Annotated in this window: 23 protein-coding genes; 6 read left to right on the plus strand and 17 right to left on the minus strand. The window is 37.6% G+C overall.

Annotation, left to right across the window (positions count from 1 at the left end; translation table 11 throughout):
- Nucleotides 1-38 precede the first annotated feature (38 nt).
- Together U9R83_RS22795 and gpr are read right to left on the minus strand one after the other, a co-directional pair.
- Nucleotides 39-374 (minus strand): DUF3679 domain-containing protein, encoded by a 336-nt coding sequence (locus tag U9R83_RS22795; protein WP_014458177.1) that lies wholly within the window; start codon nucleotides 372-374, stop codon nucleotides 39-41.
- Between the two features lie 84 nt (nucleotides 375-458).
- Nucleotides 459-1,571, minus strand: coding sequence for a GPR endopeptidase (gene gpr / locus U9R83_RS22800; protein WP_013059248.1), 1,113 nt, complete (start codon nucleotides 1,569-1,571; stop codon nucleotides 459-461).
- A 256-nt stretch (nucleotides 1,572-1,827) separates the two neighbouring features.
- On the opposite strand from gpr, the gene rpsT reads away from it, so the two are divergent.
- Nucleotides 1,828-2,094 (plus strand): 30S ribosomal protein S20, encoded by a 267-nt coding sequence (gene rpsT / locus U9R83_RS22805; protein ID WP_013059249.1) that lies wholly within the window; start codon nucleotides 1,828-1,830, stop codon nucleotides 2,092-2,094.
- Between the two features lie 34 nt (nucleotides 2,095-2,128).
- On the opposite strand, the gene holA is transcribed toward rpsT, so the two are convergent.
- Nucleotides 2,129-3,145 carry a DNA polymerase III subunit delta gene (gene holA, locus U9R83_RS22810; RefSeq protein WP_042991883.1) on the minus strand — a complete coding sequence of 339 codons (1,017 nt, stop codon included), beginning with the start codon at nucleotides 3,143-3,145 and terminating at the stop codon, nucleotides 2,129-2,131.
- Nucleotides 3,146-3,472: 327 nt separating this feature from the next.
- Here holA and U9R83_RS22815 point away from each other — a divergent pair, with 327 nt between their 5' ends.
- Nucleotides 3,473-3,607: a YqzM family protein gene (locus U9R83_RS22815; RefSeq protein ID WP_013059251.1), complete on the plus strand. Its 135-nt coding sequence runs from the start codon at nucleotides 3,473-3,475 to the stop codon at nucleotides 3,605-3,607.
- Nucleotides 3,608-3,664: 57 nt separating this feature from the next.
- On the opposite strand, the gene U9R83_RS22820 is transcribed toward U9R83_RS22815, so the two are convergent.
- The 3 genes from U9R83_RS22820 to U9R83_RS22830 all read right to left on the minus strand — a co-directional run bounded on the left by U9R83_RS22820 (nucleotide 3,665) and on the right by U9R83_RS22830 (nucleotide 7,332).
- Nucleotides 3,665-5,956 (minus strand): DNA internalization-related competence protein ComEC/Rec2, encoded by a 2,292-nt coding sequence (locus U9R83_RS22820; RefSeq protein ID WP_328575423.1) that lies wholly within the window; start codon nucleotides 5,954-5,956, stop codon nucleotides 3,665-3,667.
- A gap of 68 nt (nucleotides 5,957-6,024) precedes the next feature.
- Nucleotides 6,025-6,591, minus strand: coding sequence for a ComE operon protein 2 (locus U9R83_RS22825; protein ID WP_014458174.1), 567 nt, complete (start codon nucleotides 6,589-6,591; stop codon nucleotides 6,025-6,027).
- A gap of 96 nt (nucleotides 6,592-6,687) precedes the next feature.
- The gene (locus U9R83_RS22830; protein WP_014458173.1) at nucleotides 6,688-7,332 is read right to left on the minus strand and encodes a helix-hairpin-helix domain-containing protein; all 645 of its coding nucleotides are present in this window, start codon (nucleotides 7,330-7,332) and stop codon (nucleotides 6,688-6,690) included.
- A gap of 87 nt (nucleotides 7,333-7,419) precedes the next feature.
- Here U9R83_RS22830 and comER point away from each other — a divergent pair, with 87 nt between their 5' ends.
- Entirely contained in the window at nucleotides 7,420-8,250 is an 831-nt protein-coding gene (gene comER, locus U9R83_RS22835; protein ID WP_042991880.1) for a late competence protein ComER, read from the plus strand.
- 40 nt (nucleotides 8,251-8,290) lie between these two features.
- On the opposite strand, the gene U9R83_RS22840 is transcribed toward comER, so the two are convergent.
- From U9R83_RS22840 to U9R83_RS22875, 8 genes are read right to left on the minus strand one after another with little or no spacing between them, the layout of a single operon-like run.
- Nucleotides 8,291-9,049, minus strand: coding sequence for a class I SAM-dependent DNA methyltransferase (locus U9R83_RS22840; protein ID WP_014458171.1), 759 nt, complete (start codon nucleotides 9,047-9,049; stop codon nucleotides 8,291-8,293).
- Complete coding sequence (gene rsfS, locus U9R83_RS22845; protein ID WP_013085071.1) at nucleotides 9,046-9,399, minus strand: ribosome silencing factor; 354 nt, start codon at nucleotides 9,397-9,399, stop codon at nucleotides 9,046-9,048. Before rsfS ends, U9R83_RS22840 begins: the two co-directional genes overlap by 4 nt.
- Nucleotides 9,392-9,964 (minus strand): bis(5'-nucleosyl)-tetraphosphatase (symmetrical) YqeK, encoded by a 573-nt coding sequence (gene yqeK / locus U9R83_RS22850; RefSeq protein ID WP_014458170.1) that lies wholly within the window; start codon nucleotides 9,962-9,964, stop codon nucleotides 9,392-9,394. The genes rsfS and yqeK overlap by 8 nt, the downstream gene beginning before the upstream one ends.
- The gene (locus tag U9R83_RS22855) at nucleotides 9,951-10,523 is read right to left on the minus strand and encodes a nicotinate-nucleotide adenylyltransferase (RefSeq protein ID WP_013059259.1); all 573 of its coding nucleotides are present in this window, start codon (nucleotides 10,521-10,523) and stop codon (nucleotides 9,951-9,953) included. The genes yqeK and U9R83_RS22855 overlap by 14 nt, the downstream gene beginning before the upstream one ends.
- A 60-nt stretch (nucleotides 10,524-10,583) precedes the next feature.
- Entirely contained in the window at nucleotides 10,584-10,883 is a 300-nt protein-coding gene (gene yhbY / locus U9R83_RS22860) for a ribosome assembly RNA-binding protein YhbY (RefSeq protein WP_013059260.1), read from the minus strand.
- 18 nt (nucleotides 10,884-10,901) lie between these two features.
- Nucleotides 10,902-11,741 (minus strand): shikimate dehydrogenase, encoded by an 840-nt coding sequence (gene aroE / locus U9R83_RS22865; protein WP_016765605.1) that lies wholly within the window; start codon nucleotides 11,739-11,741, stop codon nucleotides 10,902-10,904.
- Nucleotides 11,742-11,760: 19 nt separating this feature from the next.
- The gene (gene yqeH, locus U9R83_RS22870; RefSeq protein ID WP_014458169.1) at nucleotides 11,761-12,867 is read right to left on the minus strand and encodes a ribosome biogenesis GTPase YqeH; all 1,107 of its coding nucleotides are present in this window, start codon (nucleotides 12,865-12,867) and stop codon (nucleotides 11,761-11,763) included.
- A gap of 3 nt (nucleotides 12,868-12,870) precedes the next feature.
- Nucleotides 12,871-13,383, minus strand: coding sequence for a YqeG family HAD IIIA-type phosphatase (locus U9R83_RS22875; RefSeq protein ID WP_013059263.1), 513 nt, complete (start codon nucleotides 13,381-13,383; stop codon nucleotides 12,871-12,873).
- Nucleotides 13,384-13,932: 549 nt separating this feature from the next.
- Here U9R83_RS22875 and U9R83_RS22880 point away from each other — a divergent pair.
- Nucleotides 13,933-14,073 carry a sporulation histidine kinase inhibitor Sda gene (locus U9R83_RS22880; RefSeq protein WP_013059264.1) on the plus strand — a complete coding sequence of 47 codons (141 nt, stop codon included), beginning with the start codon at nucleotides 13,933-13,935 and terminating at the stop codon, nucleotides 14,071-14,073.
- A gap of 73 nt (nucleotides 14,074-14,146) precedes the next feature.
- Here the strand turns inward: U9R83_RS22880 and U9R83_RS22885 are convergent, their stop codons facing one another.
- Nucleotides 14,147-14,929 (minus strand): phosphatidylserine decarboxylase, encoded by a 783-nt coding sequence (locus U9R83_RS22885; RefSeq protein ID WP_014458167.1) that lies wholly within the window; start codon nucleotides 14,927-14,929, stop codon nucleotides 14,147-14,149.
- A 114-nt stretch (nucleotides 14,930-15,043) separates the two neighbouring features.
- Here U9R83_RS22885 and pssA point away from each other — a divergent pair, with 114 nt between their 5' ends.
- Entirely contained in the window at nucleotides 15,044-15,583 is a 540-nt protein-coding gene (pssA, locus tag U9R83_RS22890) for a CDP-diacylglycerol--serine O-phosphatidyltransferase (protein ID WP_013059266.1), read from the plus strand.
- A gap of 176 nt (nucleotides 15,584-15,759) precedes the next feature.
- Here the strand turns inward: pssA and U9R83_RS22895 are convergent, their stop codons facing one another.
- Entirely contained in the window at nucleotides 15,760-15,909 is a 150-nt protein-coding gene (locus U9R83_RS22895) for a hypothetical protein (protein ID WP_014458166.1), read from the minus strand.
- Nucleotides 15,910-16,125: 216 nt separating this feature from the next.
- Between U9R83_RS22895 and sigK the strand changes: the two genes are divergently transcribed.
- Complete coding sequence (gene sigK / locus U9R83_RS22900) at nucleotides 16,126-16,854, plus strand: RNA polymerase sporulation sigma factor SigK (RefSeq protein WP_013059268.1); 729 nt, start codon at nucleotides 16,126-16,128, stop codon at nucleotides 16,852-16,854.
- Between the two features lie 170 nt (nucleotides 16,855-17,024).
- Here the strand turns inward: sigK and U9R83_RS22905 are convergent, their stop codons facing one another.
- Nucleotides 17,025-17,165 carry a YrzI family small protein gene (locus tag U9R83_RS22905; protein ID WP_014458165.1) on the minus strand — a complete coding sequence of 47 codons (141 nt, stop codon included), beginning with the start codon at nucleotides 17,163-17,165 and terminating at the stop codon, nucleotides 17,025-17,027.
- Between the last annotated feature and the right edge of the window lie 301 nt (nucleotides 17,166-17,466).

The raw sequence follows: 17,466 nt of genomic DNA on the forward strand, positions 1-17,466 counted from the left end.
GATTTTTCCATACAAAAAAGCAGAAAGAGATTCTGCTTTTAATTAAGAAGATGATGGATAGCCTTAAAAGCTTTTCCTATTGTACTTTTCACGCCTTCCGCTAGACTTTGACCTAGCGAGGAGAAAAAGTTAAAAGCCTTTCGTTTTTCTAAAAACTGCTGTTTTTCATCAATGTTCACGACTTTTTTTGAACCTAAAACAGCAGCTTCCACCTGACCATCTGACGTTTTAGACACATTAATAACATGTTCAATCGAAGGATCATTATATCCCTTCATTTTAATCAACCCTTGCTGAGCCGTCTGCATCCCTAAAAATACGACGCACAGTAAAAAAATGGTTAGCACTACTGATTTTAAAGTAAATTTAATCATATTATTAGGCCCCTTACTTCTTTATCTTCTGTAGTACTAACCATTATGACTATATTCTGAAGAACTCATTCATCTAAAAGCGTATTAATGAGTATATGCCCCAAAGTTCTCTTGATCCACTTCATGATGCAAAGCAGCGTTAAGTCCTCCTGCAACTACATTAGCCATATCTTCAATAAACATATCCACTTCTTTTGGTGTAACCATCAAATTATGGCCTAAAGGTGCAAGCACTTCATGAATAAGACGTCTTTTCTCTTCATCGGGAAGGGTGCCAATCATACCGAGATACGTTTGACGCTGCTCTTCGTTGGGTAAATCATCCTCGGTGAGCTTCTTTTTTTCTCCAAACGTCATACCGGACGGAAGCAGCGACTTAGACGGCTTTCCCTGCTCTTTCATTTCTCGGCCGAAATGTTTTAAGATAAAGTCAATTGTATCGCTTGTAATGGAAACAGCATCCACTACCGTTGGAATACCTATTGCAATAACTGGAATGCCAAGTGTTTCATAACTGATTTCTTTGCGTTTGTTTCCAACCCCAGACCCTGGATGAATACCTGAATCTGAAATTTGAATGGTAGCATTTACCCGTTCAATCGAACGAGCGGCCAGTGCATCGATTGCAATGATAAAATCTGGATTCACTTTCTTTACAACGCCAAAGATAATATCACTTGTCTCAATACCCGTCATTCCCATTACTCCCGGAACAATGGCGCTAACGGGTCTAAAGCCATCTTGCACGCTTTCAGGCTGTAGCTCAAACAAATGTCTTGTAATCAACAAATTATCTACTGCCTTTGGTCCAAGCGCATCTGGTGTAACACTTAAGTTTCCAAGGCCCACTACAAGACAGCTAGCATCATCTGGAATGTTGAGGCTTTTAATAAAAAAATTCAGCTCTTTAGCAAATACTTCTTCCATGGCCTCTTGCTTTTCAGTATCCTGCTCGCGAATGCCTACCGATTCGAGGGTTACATATCGGCCTTTTTTCTTACCGATTGCTTCTGCGCCCTCTTCCGTAATTTCTACCATTGAAATTTTGACACCTTGTTCTTCTTTTTCTTTTACAATTACGCCTTTGATTTCTGACTGGTTATTCGGTTTAGGCTGATTTTCTAACGCTATATCTTTTGCTTCGACAGCTAAATCCGTGCGCACGCTATATTGACTTAAATCAAGTTCTTTTTCCATTTCTTAACCTCCTAGACAATCTTTGTTGAAATTATTGTCACCGAGGACTGGCAGATTCATGCATTTAAGAAATGAAAAGTAGAAGGAAGGGCGCAATATCAGCTACAAGCTTTTAAAGAGAGGTCTGTCATATAAAATTCCTTGTCAAGGCTATTGCATTCTGTCCTTGTGTTTGATAAAATATCTTTTGTTCTTATTGTGAAGAATGTCGAGTTCTATATAATCTCGATTGTTATCATTTCGGGAGGTGAAACGGATGCCAAACATTAAATCAGCTATCAAACGTGTAAAAACTACTGAAGCTCGCCGTGCTCATAACATTCAAGCTAAATCAGCTATGCGTACTGCAATCAAAAACTTTGAAGCTTTAGTTGAAAACAACGATGTAGATAACGCAAAAGCAGCATTTGCTGTTGCTTCTAAAAAATTAGACAAAGCCGCACAATCTGGTATTATCCACAAAAATGCTGCAGCTCGTCAAAAATCTCGCTTAGCAGTAAAACTTAACGGTTTATCTGCATAATTGAGACAAAAACGATCCCATTAGGATCGTTTTTTTATTGCGCTCTTTTTAATAAAAATAGCTGTAAAATAAGCGCTTTATCCATTTTCCCCGTCTTCATTTCATAATCTGCCTCTGCTAAATCCTTTAAAATTTCTTTAAGCTGCTGTTCCTCAAAGCTTCTGCTCTGCTGCAAAGCAATTTTCACCCGAAACGGATGAACCTTAATCGTTTGAGCAATTTGCTGCTGACCGTATCCTTGACTAGACAGCTGCTTCGTATGATAAATCAAACGAAACTGCGTCGCTAACAAAGATAAAATTTTAATAGGCTCTTCGTTGTTACGCAGCAAATCCTGATACATATTTAAAGCGATAGAAACCTTTCGCTGAATAACAGCGTCAATAAGCGTAAATACGTTTTGTTCAAGCGTTTTTGCCACAAGCTTAAGCACAACTTCTTTTGTGATGACTCCTCCTTGTCCAACGTATAACACCATTTTTTCAATTTCATTTGTCACAAGCGTTACATTAAGACCCACAAGCTGAATAAGCAGTGTTTCAGCATCTTCATCCATATTCACTGCATCTTTTGAAAGTAAATTATGAATCCACTGCTTCATTTCTTTTTCACCAAATTCGTTCGCTTCGATGTAAGCTGCTTGTTTTTTTAATAATTTTGTTATTTTTTTTCTTTCATCCAGCTTTTCATAAGGGGCTAGAAGAATTAACGTTGAAAAAGACGGGGGCTGTTCGACATATTGCTGAAGTTTTGCCAGATCATGCTCGACTTTATCTTTTGATTTTTCAGCCGTTAAAAATGCTGCATTTTTCGCAACCACTACACGCTTGTCTCCTAAAAAAGGAAGCGTTTCAGCATCTTCTAGAACTTGATCAATCGATGTCTCTTCTAAATCGTATAGTGACAAGTTAAATTCTTTATCTTCTTCATTCAACGTATAGTCGACGATTTTATCTCTAATCTTTTTACTCATAAATGCATTAACCCCATGTATTAAGTAAACGGGGGCTATATTATTTTTGGTAATACTTTTTAAGCTATCAACTGCCAACGTATATACGCTCCTCTTTTTTTATTCATCTATATTGATTATGTATAGTTATTGATAAACAAAATACAATTTCTATCGTAAAGGTGTTACGAGTTTTTGGCAACAATACAAAAGGAATTGTCTTAAAACGACAATTCCTCAGTTTATGATAAACATCAACAATATAAGCCCTAGGTTACTTATTTGTTAATGATTAAACCCTTATCTCTATTTTCTCCTCATGCTCATAAAGTATAGTTGTTAACTGTTGTCAGTTTGTGAAAACGCTTTTAAATTGTCTAGATTTTTAAAAAAAGTTAGATTATACTGTAAACAGGAGGGGTGTTAATGAACCAATTTGAAGAAAGTGTCCAAAGTAAACGCAACGACGCTGTCGATTCTGCCGTAGGATTTGGTGTTTCATTTGGCTTTTTCACTGCCTTATTTGTTATAGCAACTGTGATTCACTACTTGGGTTCGTAAAATTGCTTCAAGGCTGCTTCTTAGCAGTCTTTTTTAGTTCGTTTTTCTTACTATAGACTATGGAAGTTGCTGCGAAAACGTTCCTGACTTTTTTGTAAATTCATACATTACCCCACCATCTTCATCCGTTCTATAAATATAAATCCCGTAGCTTTTCAGAAGCTCTAATATTTCTTGATGGGGATGACCATAACGATTTTTTTCCCCCGCTGAAACAAGCGCTACTTTAGGATTTAAATGTTGAACAAACTCTTCTGAAGTTGAGGTTTTACTGCCATGATGTCCAACTTTTAATACATCTGCTTTAAGGTTGGGAAAGTCTTTCAATATTCTTTGTTCTCCTTCCTTTTCTAAATCTCCGGTGAATAGCCATCTTAAATTTCCTAACTTAGCGTCTATTACAATTGAGCCGTTGTTGCTCGTTTCTTCGAAACCTGTCGGAGAAATAACTTGAAATAAGACACCTCCTTCTTGCCAGCTATCTCCTTGTTGAACAATTTGAACAGGCACGCTTTGTTTTTGAGCAGCAATCACCAAGCCATTCTCTACGTCATTTAATTCGGCTTTTTTCCCAAGCACCAGCTCTCCGACAGCCACTTGTGAAAATAAATGCTGTGCCGCCCCTGCGTGATCATAATCGCCGTGTGTGATAATCATTTTATCTATCTTTGTCATTCCTTTTGAATGCAGAAAGGGAACAAGTACGTCTTCTCCCACGTCAAAAGAAGAACGACGTTTTTGCCATGGTTCTTTTGGAAATGAAACCGTTCCTCCGGTATCGATCATATACACACCTTTTCGGTAAGGAAGTTCAATGATAAAGCAGTCTCCCTGCCCTACATCGACCATTGTGACCGTTCCTTTTGGATTCAAATAAGGATACATACATTGTGCGGCTAACAATGCCACGAGAAGAAACATATAGCGAACGAAAAATTTCCCGTCTTCGATCGCCACGAATAAAGCATAAATGCATAAGTACATGCCCAAAAACAGCACAATGTGGGGTTTTCCCGTTACAAAATCAGCGGGAATCCACTCAAAAAAGCCAAGCAATTTTTCACAAAAAAGTAAAAGAACGTGAAGAATCTGCTCCAGCAGTTCACTCACTCCCGGCAAGAGGATACGAACAAAAAGAATGAGCAAACAAAGAGGTAATACAACAAGAGAAAACAACGGGACAAAAACCATATTTAATGGCAAACTGAGGAGAGATACTCCATAAAAATAGTACAACAATAAAGGAAGTGAACTGACTTGTGCAATCGCTGAAACAGCCATGAGCTGGCTGAAAGAAGAATGAAAACGAGGTAAAATCGTCTGACTCGATAAAATCAATGCAAAACTAACGGCAAAAGAAAGCTGAAATCCTACATCAAATAAATAGTACGGCTTAAAAAGCAGCATGGCTATAAAAGCAAGGCTGATGCTATCAACCAAAAGAATTTTTCTTTGTATCTTTATCGATATAAGCATCAGCATACTCATAAAAACAGCTCGGACAACTGAAGCGCTACCACCGGCCAAAACCATGTATACAGGAAGAAGCAAAAGTAAAAGCGTAGTGGCTCGCTCGCGCGTTATTCCAATCCGAATGAGCAAATAAAAACACATGGCTATCAGCAGTCCAACATGAAGACCTGATATGGCAAGCAAGTGTATTAAACCAAATTGCTGATAGCGCTTGATACTCTCTTCTTCGATGCCAGTGCGCTCGCCGTAAATTAGTGCCTGCATAAACCCAGCGCCTGGATCCGACATATTTTGTTGAATATAATTAATTCCTTTTTGACGAATAAAGGTAAGGTACGTAAGTGGAGTTAAAGTGGGGAGCTGGCATTTTACCAAATCAAGTCTCTTAACGTTAAGCTGCCAATGAATAGACTGATGGTACAAATATTGCTGATAATCAAATGCATGAAGATTGCGAGCAGGTGAAGGGGAAGTTAATTGCCCCGCTAGTTGACAAACTTGATGAATCGTTAGCTTTTCGAGCTGCTGTTTCTCTTCCAACGTTTTTAGTTTATAAAAAGCCATGACCTCTTCATTTTGAACCGTAAACTTAAAAGTAAGCTTGTCGCCGTCACTATGCGGCACAGATGAAATTTCGCCTGTAAAAGTAGAAGATTCAGCTAAAAGAACCGTTTTGTTATGCTTGTTTGTCTCAGCTAATAGATAGACGCAAAAAACGCTCAACAGTGCAGAAGCAATGACTACTTTCCTCGGGCATTGTAGCCATTGAAACATGAAAAGTACGATTAGCAAAAACAGGCTTACAGCGGAATGGTTATCATATACATATAAAGCTAGCATCATGCTAAAAGCACAGTAAATATAATATCCTTTCACTTTTAGCTCCTTTCTTCTTAAAAGAAAGAGGCTTTTTACTGTTACCGAGTAAAAAACCTCTTTTATCTTTAGTTTGCCGTAAACAAAGCGAGAGCCTCACGCTGTAAATTCATCACTTCAGCTTCGTCCGCTCCGCTTTTTTCTAAACGAGCGAGAACATCCGTCACAAATTGAAGCTTCTCTTTACTTTTTAAGTCAATGACTGCTTCATCAAGTTCAACTTTTGCTGTTTTCACTCCCGCCTGTTGAAATAACTCAACAGCATACGGATGATTTTTGTAATCATTAGCGTAATAGACTGTTTTAATTCCTGCTTGAATAAGGGCTTTACAGCAGTTTAAACAAGGAAAATGCGTGACGTATACTTCCGCATCTTCCGTTTTCACGCCAAACTTAGCACACTGCAGCAGTGCGTTCACTTCTGCGTGTACAGTCCTTACACAGTGTCCATCAATCACATAACAGCCTTCATCAGCACAGTGCACCCCTCCGCTAATCGAGCCGTTATATCCTCCAGCTATAATACGTTTATCACGCACAACTGTAGCCCCAACAGCTAAACGTTCACAAGTGCTTCTTAAAGCTAGCAAATGGCTTTGTGCCATAAAATATTGATCCCATGAAATCCGGTTCATCTCATTCCCTACCTTTTTATTTAAAACTGAATGGTTATAATCATACTTGTCTCTTTCATAGTGTAGCGTTTCTTTTCCTTTATCGTCAATAAGTCTCTACTGTACTGTAATTTCCGCTTTAATTTTTTCTAGCGACTTCTCGCCAATACCTGATACTTGCCCCAAATCCTCTACTTTTTGAAACAAGCCATTTTCTTCTCGATAGGAAACGATGGCACTGGCTTTTGAAGGGCCAATCCCATTTAACGTTTGCAGTTCATCAGTAGTTGCTGTATTGATATTAACAAGGGGCTGATTATTTGAAGTTCCTGAGGAAGAGATTGAGGAAATAGGAGATGAAGGGGGGATTTCTTCTCCAGCAGCTGGAATATAAACAGCCATTTCATCTTGTAGTTTGCTAGCTAAATTGAGCTGTCTTAAATCCGCTTCCTTCGTAGCACCTCCCGCTTGTGCTAAAGCATCTTTTACCCTTGCATCTTTCGGAAGTTGGTATACCCCAGGCTTCTGAACAGCTCCTTTAATATCGACCATCACAAATGGGGAGTCTTGACTTGAAATTACTTGGTCAGACGACTCTCCTTCTTTTTTTGCAGCAGAAGGTTCTGCCTTTATCATATCTGAGGTTTGAAGAGAACTTTCCGGTTTCTCTACGCCTGTACGATAGATATAAAACGCCAATCCAACTGCTAAACAAATGCACCCAATTAGCCATTGTTTTTTTGAAAAAGTCAAATTGTACACTCCTTTGAATTTTGAAGTAACGTCATAAATTCCATTATGTCTTCATAGTGTTTAGAAGAAAAGGCTTTTGAAGGAGGGAATGAATCAGTGAACATAGGGTTTATCGGAACAGGAAACATGGGGAAAATATTAATTGATGCGTTTATTGAATCAAAAGCCGTACGTCCTTCTAAAATTACTATTATGAATCGCACAAAAAAAAGAGCCAAAGAGATTCAACAGCAGCATAAAAAAATTCATGTTGCTGATACAGCTGAAGAAGTTGTTCACGCATCCAAAGTCATTTTTATTTGTGTTAAGCCATTGGATATTCACCCCCTTTTAATAAAATTAGAACCACTGCTGACGAAAGAACACTGCATTGTATCCATTACCAGTCCAATTAGCGTAGAACAAATCGAACGCCTCATTCCGAGTCAAGCAGCTAGAATTATCCCTAGCATTACGAATCGGGCATTAGCCGGTGTTTCTCTTTTCACGTTTGGAGAAAGATGTACGCCTTTTTACCAAAATTATTTACATGAATTATTTTCATCTATGTCAAAGCCTGTGGCTATTGATCAAGCGATTACGCGCGTATCATCCGATATCGTAAGCTGCGGTCCTGCATTTTTCAGCTTTTTGCTTCAACGCTTTATTGATGCAGCAGTTCAAGAAACAAATATTTCTGAAGAAGAAGCTACCGTCATGGCCAGTGATATGATTATTGGAATGGGAAAACTGTTGGAAAAAGAAATATTTACGCTTCCTACCTTGCAGGATAAAGTATGCGTAAAAGGCGGTGTAACCGGAGAAGGTATTAAAGTTTTAGAAGCGGAACTCGGAGAGATGTTTGTGCACGTATTTCAAAAAACACATGAAAAATTTGACGAAGACATTGAGCTTGTTCACAATCAGTTTGATAGTCTTATTCCATAATTTCTGTAAAAATCCTGCTTTGAAACAAAAAAAGAAGCCTCTACTCGGCTTCTTTTTTTTGCGCAGAGAAAAAGATGCGCTCACTGTTTGAAGTAGGCTTACTCATTTTGAAATCTGCACTCACTTCTATATTTATAAAACCAGCTTCGCTCAGCCATGATTGATAATGGTCAATCGACCAAGTGCGCTGAGCATGCACCTCATCAAAGCGATGATATGCATCGATTTCTTCATCATAAGCAAAAAACGTAATATCATGCTCTACGCGCATGTCTGTATCGTTATAGGTGCAGTTCCAAATATACGACACCTCTTCATCTACGTAAGAAAAAGATTGATTTCCAAATACGTCCTTCATCTTATGCACTGAATGAACATCAAATATGAAGAGCCCACCTGGTTTTAAGTGCTTATATACACGTTGAATGGTTTCTTGAACTTCTTTATCACTTTGCAAATAGTTCAAAGAATCACAAAAGATTACTACACAGTCGAACTCTTTCAATAACTCAAGTTCCGCCATGTTTTGCTGAAAAAGAGATAGCGTTACCCCTGCTTCTGCCGCTTTTTCCTGGGCTACCATAAGCATATCATCAGACAAATCAACGCCTACTACGGAGAAACCTTCTTGTGCAAATCGAACGGAGAGTTCTCCCGTGCCACAGGCAAGGTCTAATATACTGTCAGGCTTTGTTTTCGCTTTTGCCACCTGCTGATTAAAAAATTCAGCCCAATCGTCATACGGAACGTCTGCCATTAGCTGATCATATACGTAGGCAAATTCTCCGTACCTGCTCATAGCTGTAGCTCTTCTGAACTTACAAATGGTGCATCTCCCCATAAGCGTTCTAAGTTATAATATCCGCGCTCATCTTTATGGAAAATGTGAACCACAACATCTCCAAGATCAACAAGAACCCACTTAGCCTGCTCAAATCCTTCTAAACGCTTCACAGAAATGCCTTGTTCGTGTGCTTTTTCTTTAATTTCACGAGCGATTGCCTGCACTTGTTTATCTGAGTTACCGTGACAAATAACAAAATAATCTGCCACAAGTGAAATTCCTTCCATATTTAACGCTACGATATCGATTGCTTTTTTATCGTCTGCTGCTTCTACAACAAGAGATAGCAATTCACGTTCAGTCATGTGTTTGACCTCCTAAGATTAAATCATTATATGTCATCATCGTATCAGGATAAACGGCCTGATGTTTAGTCATTAAAAAAGAAATGGTGTTTTTCAGTGATTGAATAAGTGCTGCATTTAAGTCGGTTTTAGCTAACTCCCGCACTTCATCAACCCCTGGAAATTTCCTTCCGGGTTCAATGTAATCAGCAACGTACACAATTTTTTCAAGTAACGTCATGCCTGGTCTTCCGGATGTATGATAAGCAATTGCATCCAATACTTCTTTATCCGTAATCCCTACTTCATTTCTCACTAAAAACGCGCCTACTGGAGCATGCCATAATTCGGTATTGTATTCCAATAAAGAAGGGTTCATGTTTTGATCAATAATAATTTGCTTCATCTCTTCCTTTGGACGAAACTTGGCGTAGTCATGAAAAATAGCAGCCAGTTCTGCTTTTTTTTCGTCTACTTCAAAACGCTTAGCTAATTCAATTGCTGTTTCCATTACCCCGACAGTATGAATATAACGACGTTCTGTTAACTGTTTCTTTACGATTTCTAATGCCTCAGTTCGATTCATATAATTGATTCTCCTCGATATATTGTTTAACACCAGCAGGTATAAAATAACGAATGGTTTCTTTCTTTACTACTCGTTCGCGAATAAAGGAAGAGGAGACATCAAACTGCGGAACTTCTACTTCTTTTATCGGGTAAGGGGAGGTAATGGTATACCCCGGGCGTTTTACACCTACAAATGTAACCAAATTGACTAATTCATCAATTTCATACCACTTCGGCAAATATTCTACCATATCAGCACCAACGATGAAATGAAACTGATACGTTGGATATTTCTCTGTTAGTATTCTCATCGTATCATATGTATATGAAGGCTCTTTGCGCTCAAATTCAATCGGCTGCAGGGTAAATTGATCATGTTCTTCAATAGCTAGCTTTAGCATTTGTAAACGATGATATGGCTCAATAGGCTCTTTGATTGTTTTATGAGGTGGAATATACGACGGCATGAACCATATCTCATCTAATTTCAAGGCATGCAAAACCTCATTTGCCATCATTAAATGCCCCAAATGAGGCGGATTGAATGTTCCACCTAAAATTCCAATACTCTTCAACAATCCCCGACTCCTTTAATTTACTTCATTTTTAAATAGAGCGGGTTTCCCCGCTCTATTTCATTTCACTTTTGGAAGCATTAACTGCTTATTTTCGCGTGATTCTTTATATAATACAATTGTATTTCCAATCACTTGTACAAGCTCTGCTTTTGTTCCTTTTGTTAATCGAGCAGCAACCGTGTCACGATCTTCGTCACAGTTTTGCAGAATGCTTACTTTTAATAATTCTCTTGCTTCTAATGCATCAGCAATTTGACCAATCATATTTTCATTGACTCCACCTTTTCCTACTTGGAAAATTGGATTTAAATGATGTGCTTTTGAACGTAAAAAACGTTTTTGTTTACCTGTTAACATAAAAACCTCCGTTGTATCTTATCTCTTAGTTAGTGTTGAAAGAACAATGTGTTCCATTGCCTCTTCGTCAGGACGGACGTTCGTCCACTTTTCAAATGCAAGTGCACCTTGCAGTACAAACATACCGACACCGTTATGAGTGCCTGCCCCTTTTGCTTCAGCCTCTTTTAAAAGCTTTGTTTTTAAAGGGTTGTAAATAATATCGCTGACTACGGCTTCTTTTTGCAATAAAGTAAGTGCTAAAGGCAGCTCATCAACATTAGGATACATCCCCACTGAAGTGGTATTAATAATAATATCAAATGTATCTAATTGTTTTTCTGCATCAGAAATAGACATCGCCGCCGTTTTCGTCGAAAAAGGCAGCTCGTTAGCTAATACAGCTGCTTTTTCGACGGTACGATTGCATATCGCAATTACCTCAGGAGCATGCTGAGCTGCAATTGTATAAAAAATAGCTTTTGCAGCTCCTCCAGCTCCAATAATTAAAATTCTTTTTTGGGATAAACTGCCTTCTACTGCTTTGAGTAAAGACGTCACATACCCCTCTCCGTCGGTATTGTATCCAATATAACGGCCATCTTGATTAACAACTGTATTTACAGCGCCAATTGCCTTTGCTAATGGATCGACTTCATCCAAATGCTTCATAATATCAACTTTATAAGGAATCGTGACATTAAATCCTTGAATGTTTTTATCTTTTAGCTCTCCAATGGCTGACTCAAAATGAACAGGTTCAATTGGAAAAGCTTCATAATGAGCATCCATATTCAGACGTTTAAAGGCATCATTTTGCATCAATGGCGATAGTGAATGCCCAAGCGGATAACCAACTAGCCCATATAATGTACTCAAGATTTTTTCCCCTTTTTGTTTAAATTAAAGAATCGCGCACAAATACGCCGACTCCTTTTGGTGCATGCGCCACAACTTTTGAACCTGACTCATTAACCGTCACCCAGCCAAGCCCTGAAAAAACGATATCCGTTTTTTCATTTTTTATTGTAAATTCATGTGCAACAAGTTCAGGAAACTCACTCATTTGCTCTGGGCGCGGCGGCTGAAGCAGTTCACCTGCTTGCTTTTCATACAACTCATCTGCTTTTTCAAGCTTTGTACGATGGATATGCAAATCATTCGATACATAACATGTTAATGACTTGCGTCCTCCCTGTACATAATCTAAGCGCGCCAGTCCTCCAAAGTATAGCGTTTGCCCTTCATTTAGCTGATAAACCTTCGGCTTTATTTCTTTTTTAGGAGAAATTAACTTTAAGTCTCGTTTATCTACATAGTGAGCCATTTGATGGTGATTAATAATACCAGGCGTATCATATAAAGACGCGCCGTTATCAAGCGGGATATCAATCATATCGAGCGTTGTGCCCGGATATTGAGATGTAGTAATAATATCTTTTTCTCCCGTTACTTCTTTAATAATGGCATTAATAAATGTTGATTTACCAACGTTTGTACATCCCACAACATATACATCTTTACCTTCGCGGTAATGTTCAATGGCTTCGGCAATTTCACGAATTCCTTGTCCTTTTTGTGCGCTCATGAGGAACACATCCACTGATTTTAGCCCAAGCTCTTTCGCTTCTCGCTTCATCCAATGAATTAGTTTATTTTTCTTTATAGACTTTGGCAGTAAATCTGCTTTATTTCCCACTAAAAGAACCTTGTTATTTCCAACAAATCGATGCAAACCAGGTAACCAGCTGCCGTTAAAGTCAAAGATATCTACAACTTTTACAACCAAACCGTCCGTTTGACCAATTCCATTTAAGATTTTTAAAAAATCATCGTCTGTTAAGGAAACATCTTGTACTTCATTATAATGCTTCAAGCGAAAGCATCGCTGACAGATAATAGCTTCTTTTTCTAGCGCTGATTTTGGAGCATAGCCAAGTTCATTCGGTCGTTCTGTTTGAATCTCCACTCCGCATCCTACGCACTGTAATTTTTCTTCACTCACGTTTTAATCCTCCCAGTTAATCATACCTTTTCGTTTCATCCAACCTAGAATTCTTCGTTCCATTTTACGGTTAAATTTCGTTACAAATCCATCTGTTTGCGCAACTGGTACAACCAAAACCGTATATACGCCTAGGCGATTTCCTCCTAATACATCCGTTAAAAGCTGGTCGCCAATAACTACAACCTCATCTTTTTGCAGCTCCATATCACGAAGAGCTCTTCTAAATGCTTTACGCATCGGTTTGCGTGCTTTATATACAAATGGAAGTCCAACTGGATCTGAAAACAGCTTGACTCGTTTCTCCACATTATTCGATACAATCGTAATTTTAATTCCACTATCTTTCATTAACTGAAACCACTCAATTAATTCCGGAGTGGCATCAGGGCGATCCCATTCCACCAACGTGTTATCTAAGTCGGTAATAATTCCTTTTATTCCGCGCTCTTTCAAATCGTCTGGCTTAATTTGAAACACGTTTTTCACATGTTCATTTGGTAAAAAAAGTTTCAACACGTATCATGCACCTCGAATATATAGTTACATACTAAAATTAACGCCGTCTATCATTATAACGACTTCTTGTTATTTTCCAACCTAAAATTTTATTCTCTTCAAAAACAGGTCTTTTCTTAGTATAAAGGATATGACTTGTGAATGCTTTAACTTTATACAGAAAGTTATTGACAAAAGGCAGTAAACCTCCATTTGTTCGTGGGCTTAAGATATATTCACTCTCTGCAAACTTAAAATAAAAAATAGTGCAGAAAACGTTTATTACTTATCAAATAGGGTAAGTGGTAAACAAATTCTGTTAAAAGTTTTCGACAAAAAATGATAAGCCTAATTATGTGGATAAGTTTATACACATTATCCTCTGTTATAGTTCAGTAATTAATGGTAATTATAAACAACATACCCACATTTTATCCACCGAAAGCTGTGGATAACAGAACGATTGTTCCTTTATTTGATTCATGTTAGATTATAAATAAGGAATTTATTAGCATTTAAATATAACTTTTTAGGATATTTATTTTAGTAGGAGGTGGCGGCAATCTTATGAGAAAATTATCAGATGAGCTGCTTATTGAATCATACAGCAAAGCAACCGAACTGCAATTAAGCCCTGATTTTATAAAATTAATTGAAGAGGAAATTGAAAGAAGATCATTAAAGATTAGCATACAAATTCCTTCTTAACGAATAAAAGAGCCTTCTTAATAAAAGAAAGCTGCATCTTTATTTATCTATCTACTCTTTTATTATATAGGCTCTATTTTTTCAAATGAGCAATTGGTTCTCCACATTTTACGTAAGAACCTGAGTGAACGTTAGAATCAAAAGTGATTGAGTTCTTCTCAAATAATAAAATGACAGTCGAGCCAAACGTGAAGTAAGCCATTTCTTCCCCTTTTTCGACTACTTCTTTTTTAGAAACCGCTTCAATGCTGTTTATAAACATGGCTCCTACTTTTACCATTAGCATGTGACCATTCTCAAATGTTAACTCCGTGAGCTTCCGGAAATTTTTCACAAGCGGTTCTTTCCCGTATTTGATTCCTAATGAATTTACTGGATAAGACTTTTGTCCAACGGTCCACGTATTCCCTACTTGGGCTTTAAGAGGACTGTGAATGCGATGATAGTCTTTCGGACTAAGATAGAGGATAATAAACTGTCCTTCTATATATTTTTCAAGAATGAGATCATTTGAAACCATTTCCTGTATAGAATAAGGTTTGTTTTTTACAATCATTTCTTTTTGAGGCGTAATGACTCCATATGCTTCTATCTTTGCATCTACAGGACTGACAACGCTATCTTTCTGCTGATCGACCGGACGGGCAGAAGGCTTCAAACGGCGAATAAATAGCTCGTGTAAGTTTTGATAGTGATGCAGAGGCTTGTCCATTTCTTCTTTATTTACTTTAAAAACTTTTGTATAGGAGGGTATAACAAACCGACTCCATTTAGAGAAAGTGAATTTTCGAATGAGCTTCGATGATCCTTGGTGATTCGTAAGCTCAATAAACGTTCGATACAGGTGCTGCAACAATAATTTTACCTCCACATACTGAATAGTTCTTTACTAGAATAAGGTTTGCGTCTACAATGAAATTACCATTATTTTTACCTTTAGTTCATTCCATCCTTTAAAGGAGTGAGGAAATTGTTTTTATTAGACTATCTAGATCATACAATTAAAAAGCTGAGATCCCAAGCGGCAAACTCCTTAACGATTGTTAATTTAAGTTTAGGAAGCTTTGCTATTTTATTTGTCATGAAAAATGAATTGAACTTAAGTTTATTACTAATTTTTTTAGCAGCGTTAGCAGACCGATTCGACGGCATGGTAGCCAGAAAGCTGCAAATTGAATCAGAACTTGGAAAACAACTGGACTCCATGTGCGATATTATATCATTTGGCATCGCTCCAGCTCTACTACTTTATCAAAGTATTTTGTCTCACTTTGGTGCTGCAGGGTCAATTGTTACCATCTGTTACATTGCTTGCGGAGCACTTCGTCTTGCCCGTTTTAACATCACAGAAAATACTGGGTATTTTACAGGGCTACCTATTACTGCAGCAGGTTGTTTATTAACTCTTAGCTACTTGGGCGTCCCTTATTTGCCTTCACACTTTTATATGTTTTTAATTATCGTACTCGCTTGCTTGATGATTAGTACTTTCAAGCTAAAAAAAGTATAGAGCTCCATTTACTTTTACAGAGGAATATTATCATCTTGCTTCTTTTCTTAATTATAGAATAAATCATCTTCTTTAAGAAACAAAGCGAAAATTCCTTAAGAATTCTTAAAAATGAATGGTTCTATTCGGTAGGATATGTCACCTAAAAAAAACTCATGCACATGCATGAGTTTTTTTTAACACCAGCAGCTAAAAAACCAATAGAAGCTTCCGAAAATTAATAACAGAACAAATAGAACAATCAACAATCCAAGTCCCCAGCCGAAGCCTCCTCCACATGGGTAAGCTGGATAATTAGGATAACAGCAGCCTCCGTAACCGTACATACTCTCCCTCCTTACACTATGAACTACTACTAGCGTATGTACATACTTTTTCTCTGTATAGGCTGGTAACTATCTCTAAGGAAAAATCTGTGGACTTTTTCAAACTCTCTTGTCCCCGGGGGGAATTTTAAACGTACAGGCAAAGACATCCTTCTTTTTACATATAGTGTAATGTTAGTCTCTCACAGGTTGATATCCCCTTATGGAGGTGAAGAGATGTCTGCATTATTTACCGCACTAGGCTATTTCTTTAAAGAATTGGTTTTCCTTGTTTCCTACGTAAAAAACAATGCGTTTCCTCAACCCTTGTCTGCTGCTGAAGAAAAGAGATATTTATCTTTAATGGAACAAGGAGATCAAGAAGCGCGAAACCTTCTTATTGAACACAATCTCCGACTCGTTGCGCATATTGTTAAAAAGTTTGAAAACACGGGAGAGGATGCGGAAGATTTAATTTCAATTGGGACAATCGGTTTAATTAAAGCAATCGAAAGTTATTCTCAAGGAAAAGGCACTAAATTAGCTACTTATGCCGCGCGCTGTATTGAAAATGAAATATTGATGCATTTGCGAGCGCTCAAAAAAACAAAAAAAGATGTGTCGCTGCATGATCCAATCGGCCAGGATAAAGAAGGAAATGAAATCAGTTTGATTGATGTATTAAAATCAGAATCAGACGATGTAATTGATATGATTCAACTAAATATGGAATTAGAAAAAATAAAAGAATACATCGATATCCTCGATGATCGAGAAAAGGAAGTAATTGTCGGCCGCTTCGGTTTGGATCTGCAGGATGAAAAAACCCAGCGAGAAATTGCAAAAGAATTAAATATTTCAAGAAGTTATGTTTCGCGAATTGAAAAGCGAGCGCTGATGAAAATGTTTCACGAATTTTACAGAGCCGAAAAAGAGAAAAAAAAGAGCGGAAAGAAGGAGAATTAATCCTTCTTTCCGCTCTTTTTTTAAAATAATTTCCAAATGATAATTCGCAGCAAACACATCATTACTCCCCCTACTAGTCATTTAGGTGGAATCTTTCTCCACAAGCAGCCATACAACGATATATCCTTTTTGATTAATCATCATTCATCCACTCCTTTCCACTGTTCAAATTAGAAATGACGATAAAATTCATACTTCCGGTCTTTTATTTCTTCTTCTAATTGTCTTACATACTGTTCATGCTTAATTTCTTCCTCTGAGTATTGACGGGACTTTATGGTAATAGTTAAAAAGAAAATATTCAGTGTCATTACAATCACCTCCTTATACAAAAAAACCACAGTTATGCATAAGCATCCTGTGGCTGAAAAACAATAAAAACCACAGGGCTACTATTCGCACCTGTGGTGAATTAACGTGTTTTAACGATCAAGGTAAGAAAGTTACTTGATACAGGAACACGGCCGAATAGTATACGTATATAGACGATTTTTGAACATAGTTGAAGCTGGATGATCCATACCTGATAAACGTCTTAACATATGACTCGACCTCCTTTTAATAAAGTATTTTCCTTACAATGGTAATTATATCCACGAACTTATAAAAAGT

It is taken from the genome of Priestia sp. LL-8, from assembly GCF_036227845.1.
Lineage (GTDB): Bacteria > Bacillota > Bacilli > Bacillales > Bacillaceae_H > Priestia > Priestia zanthoxyli.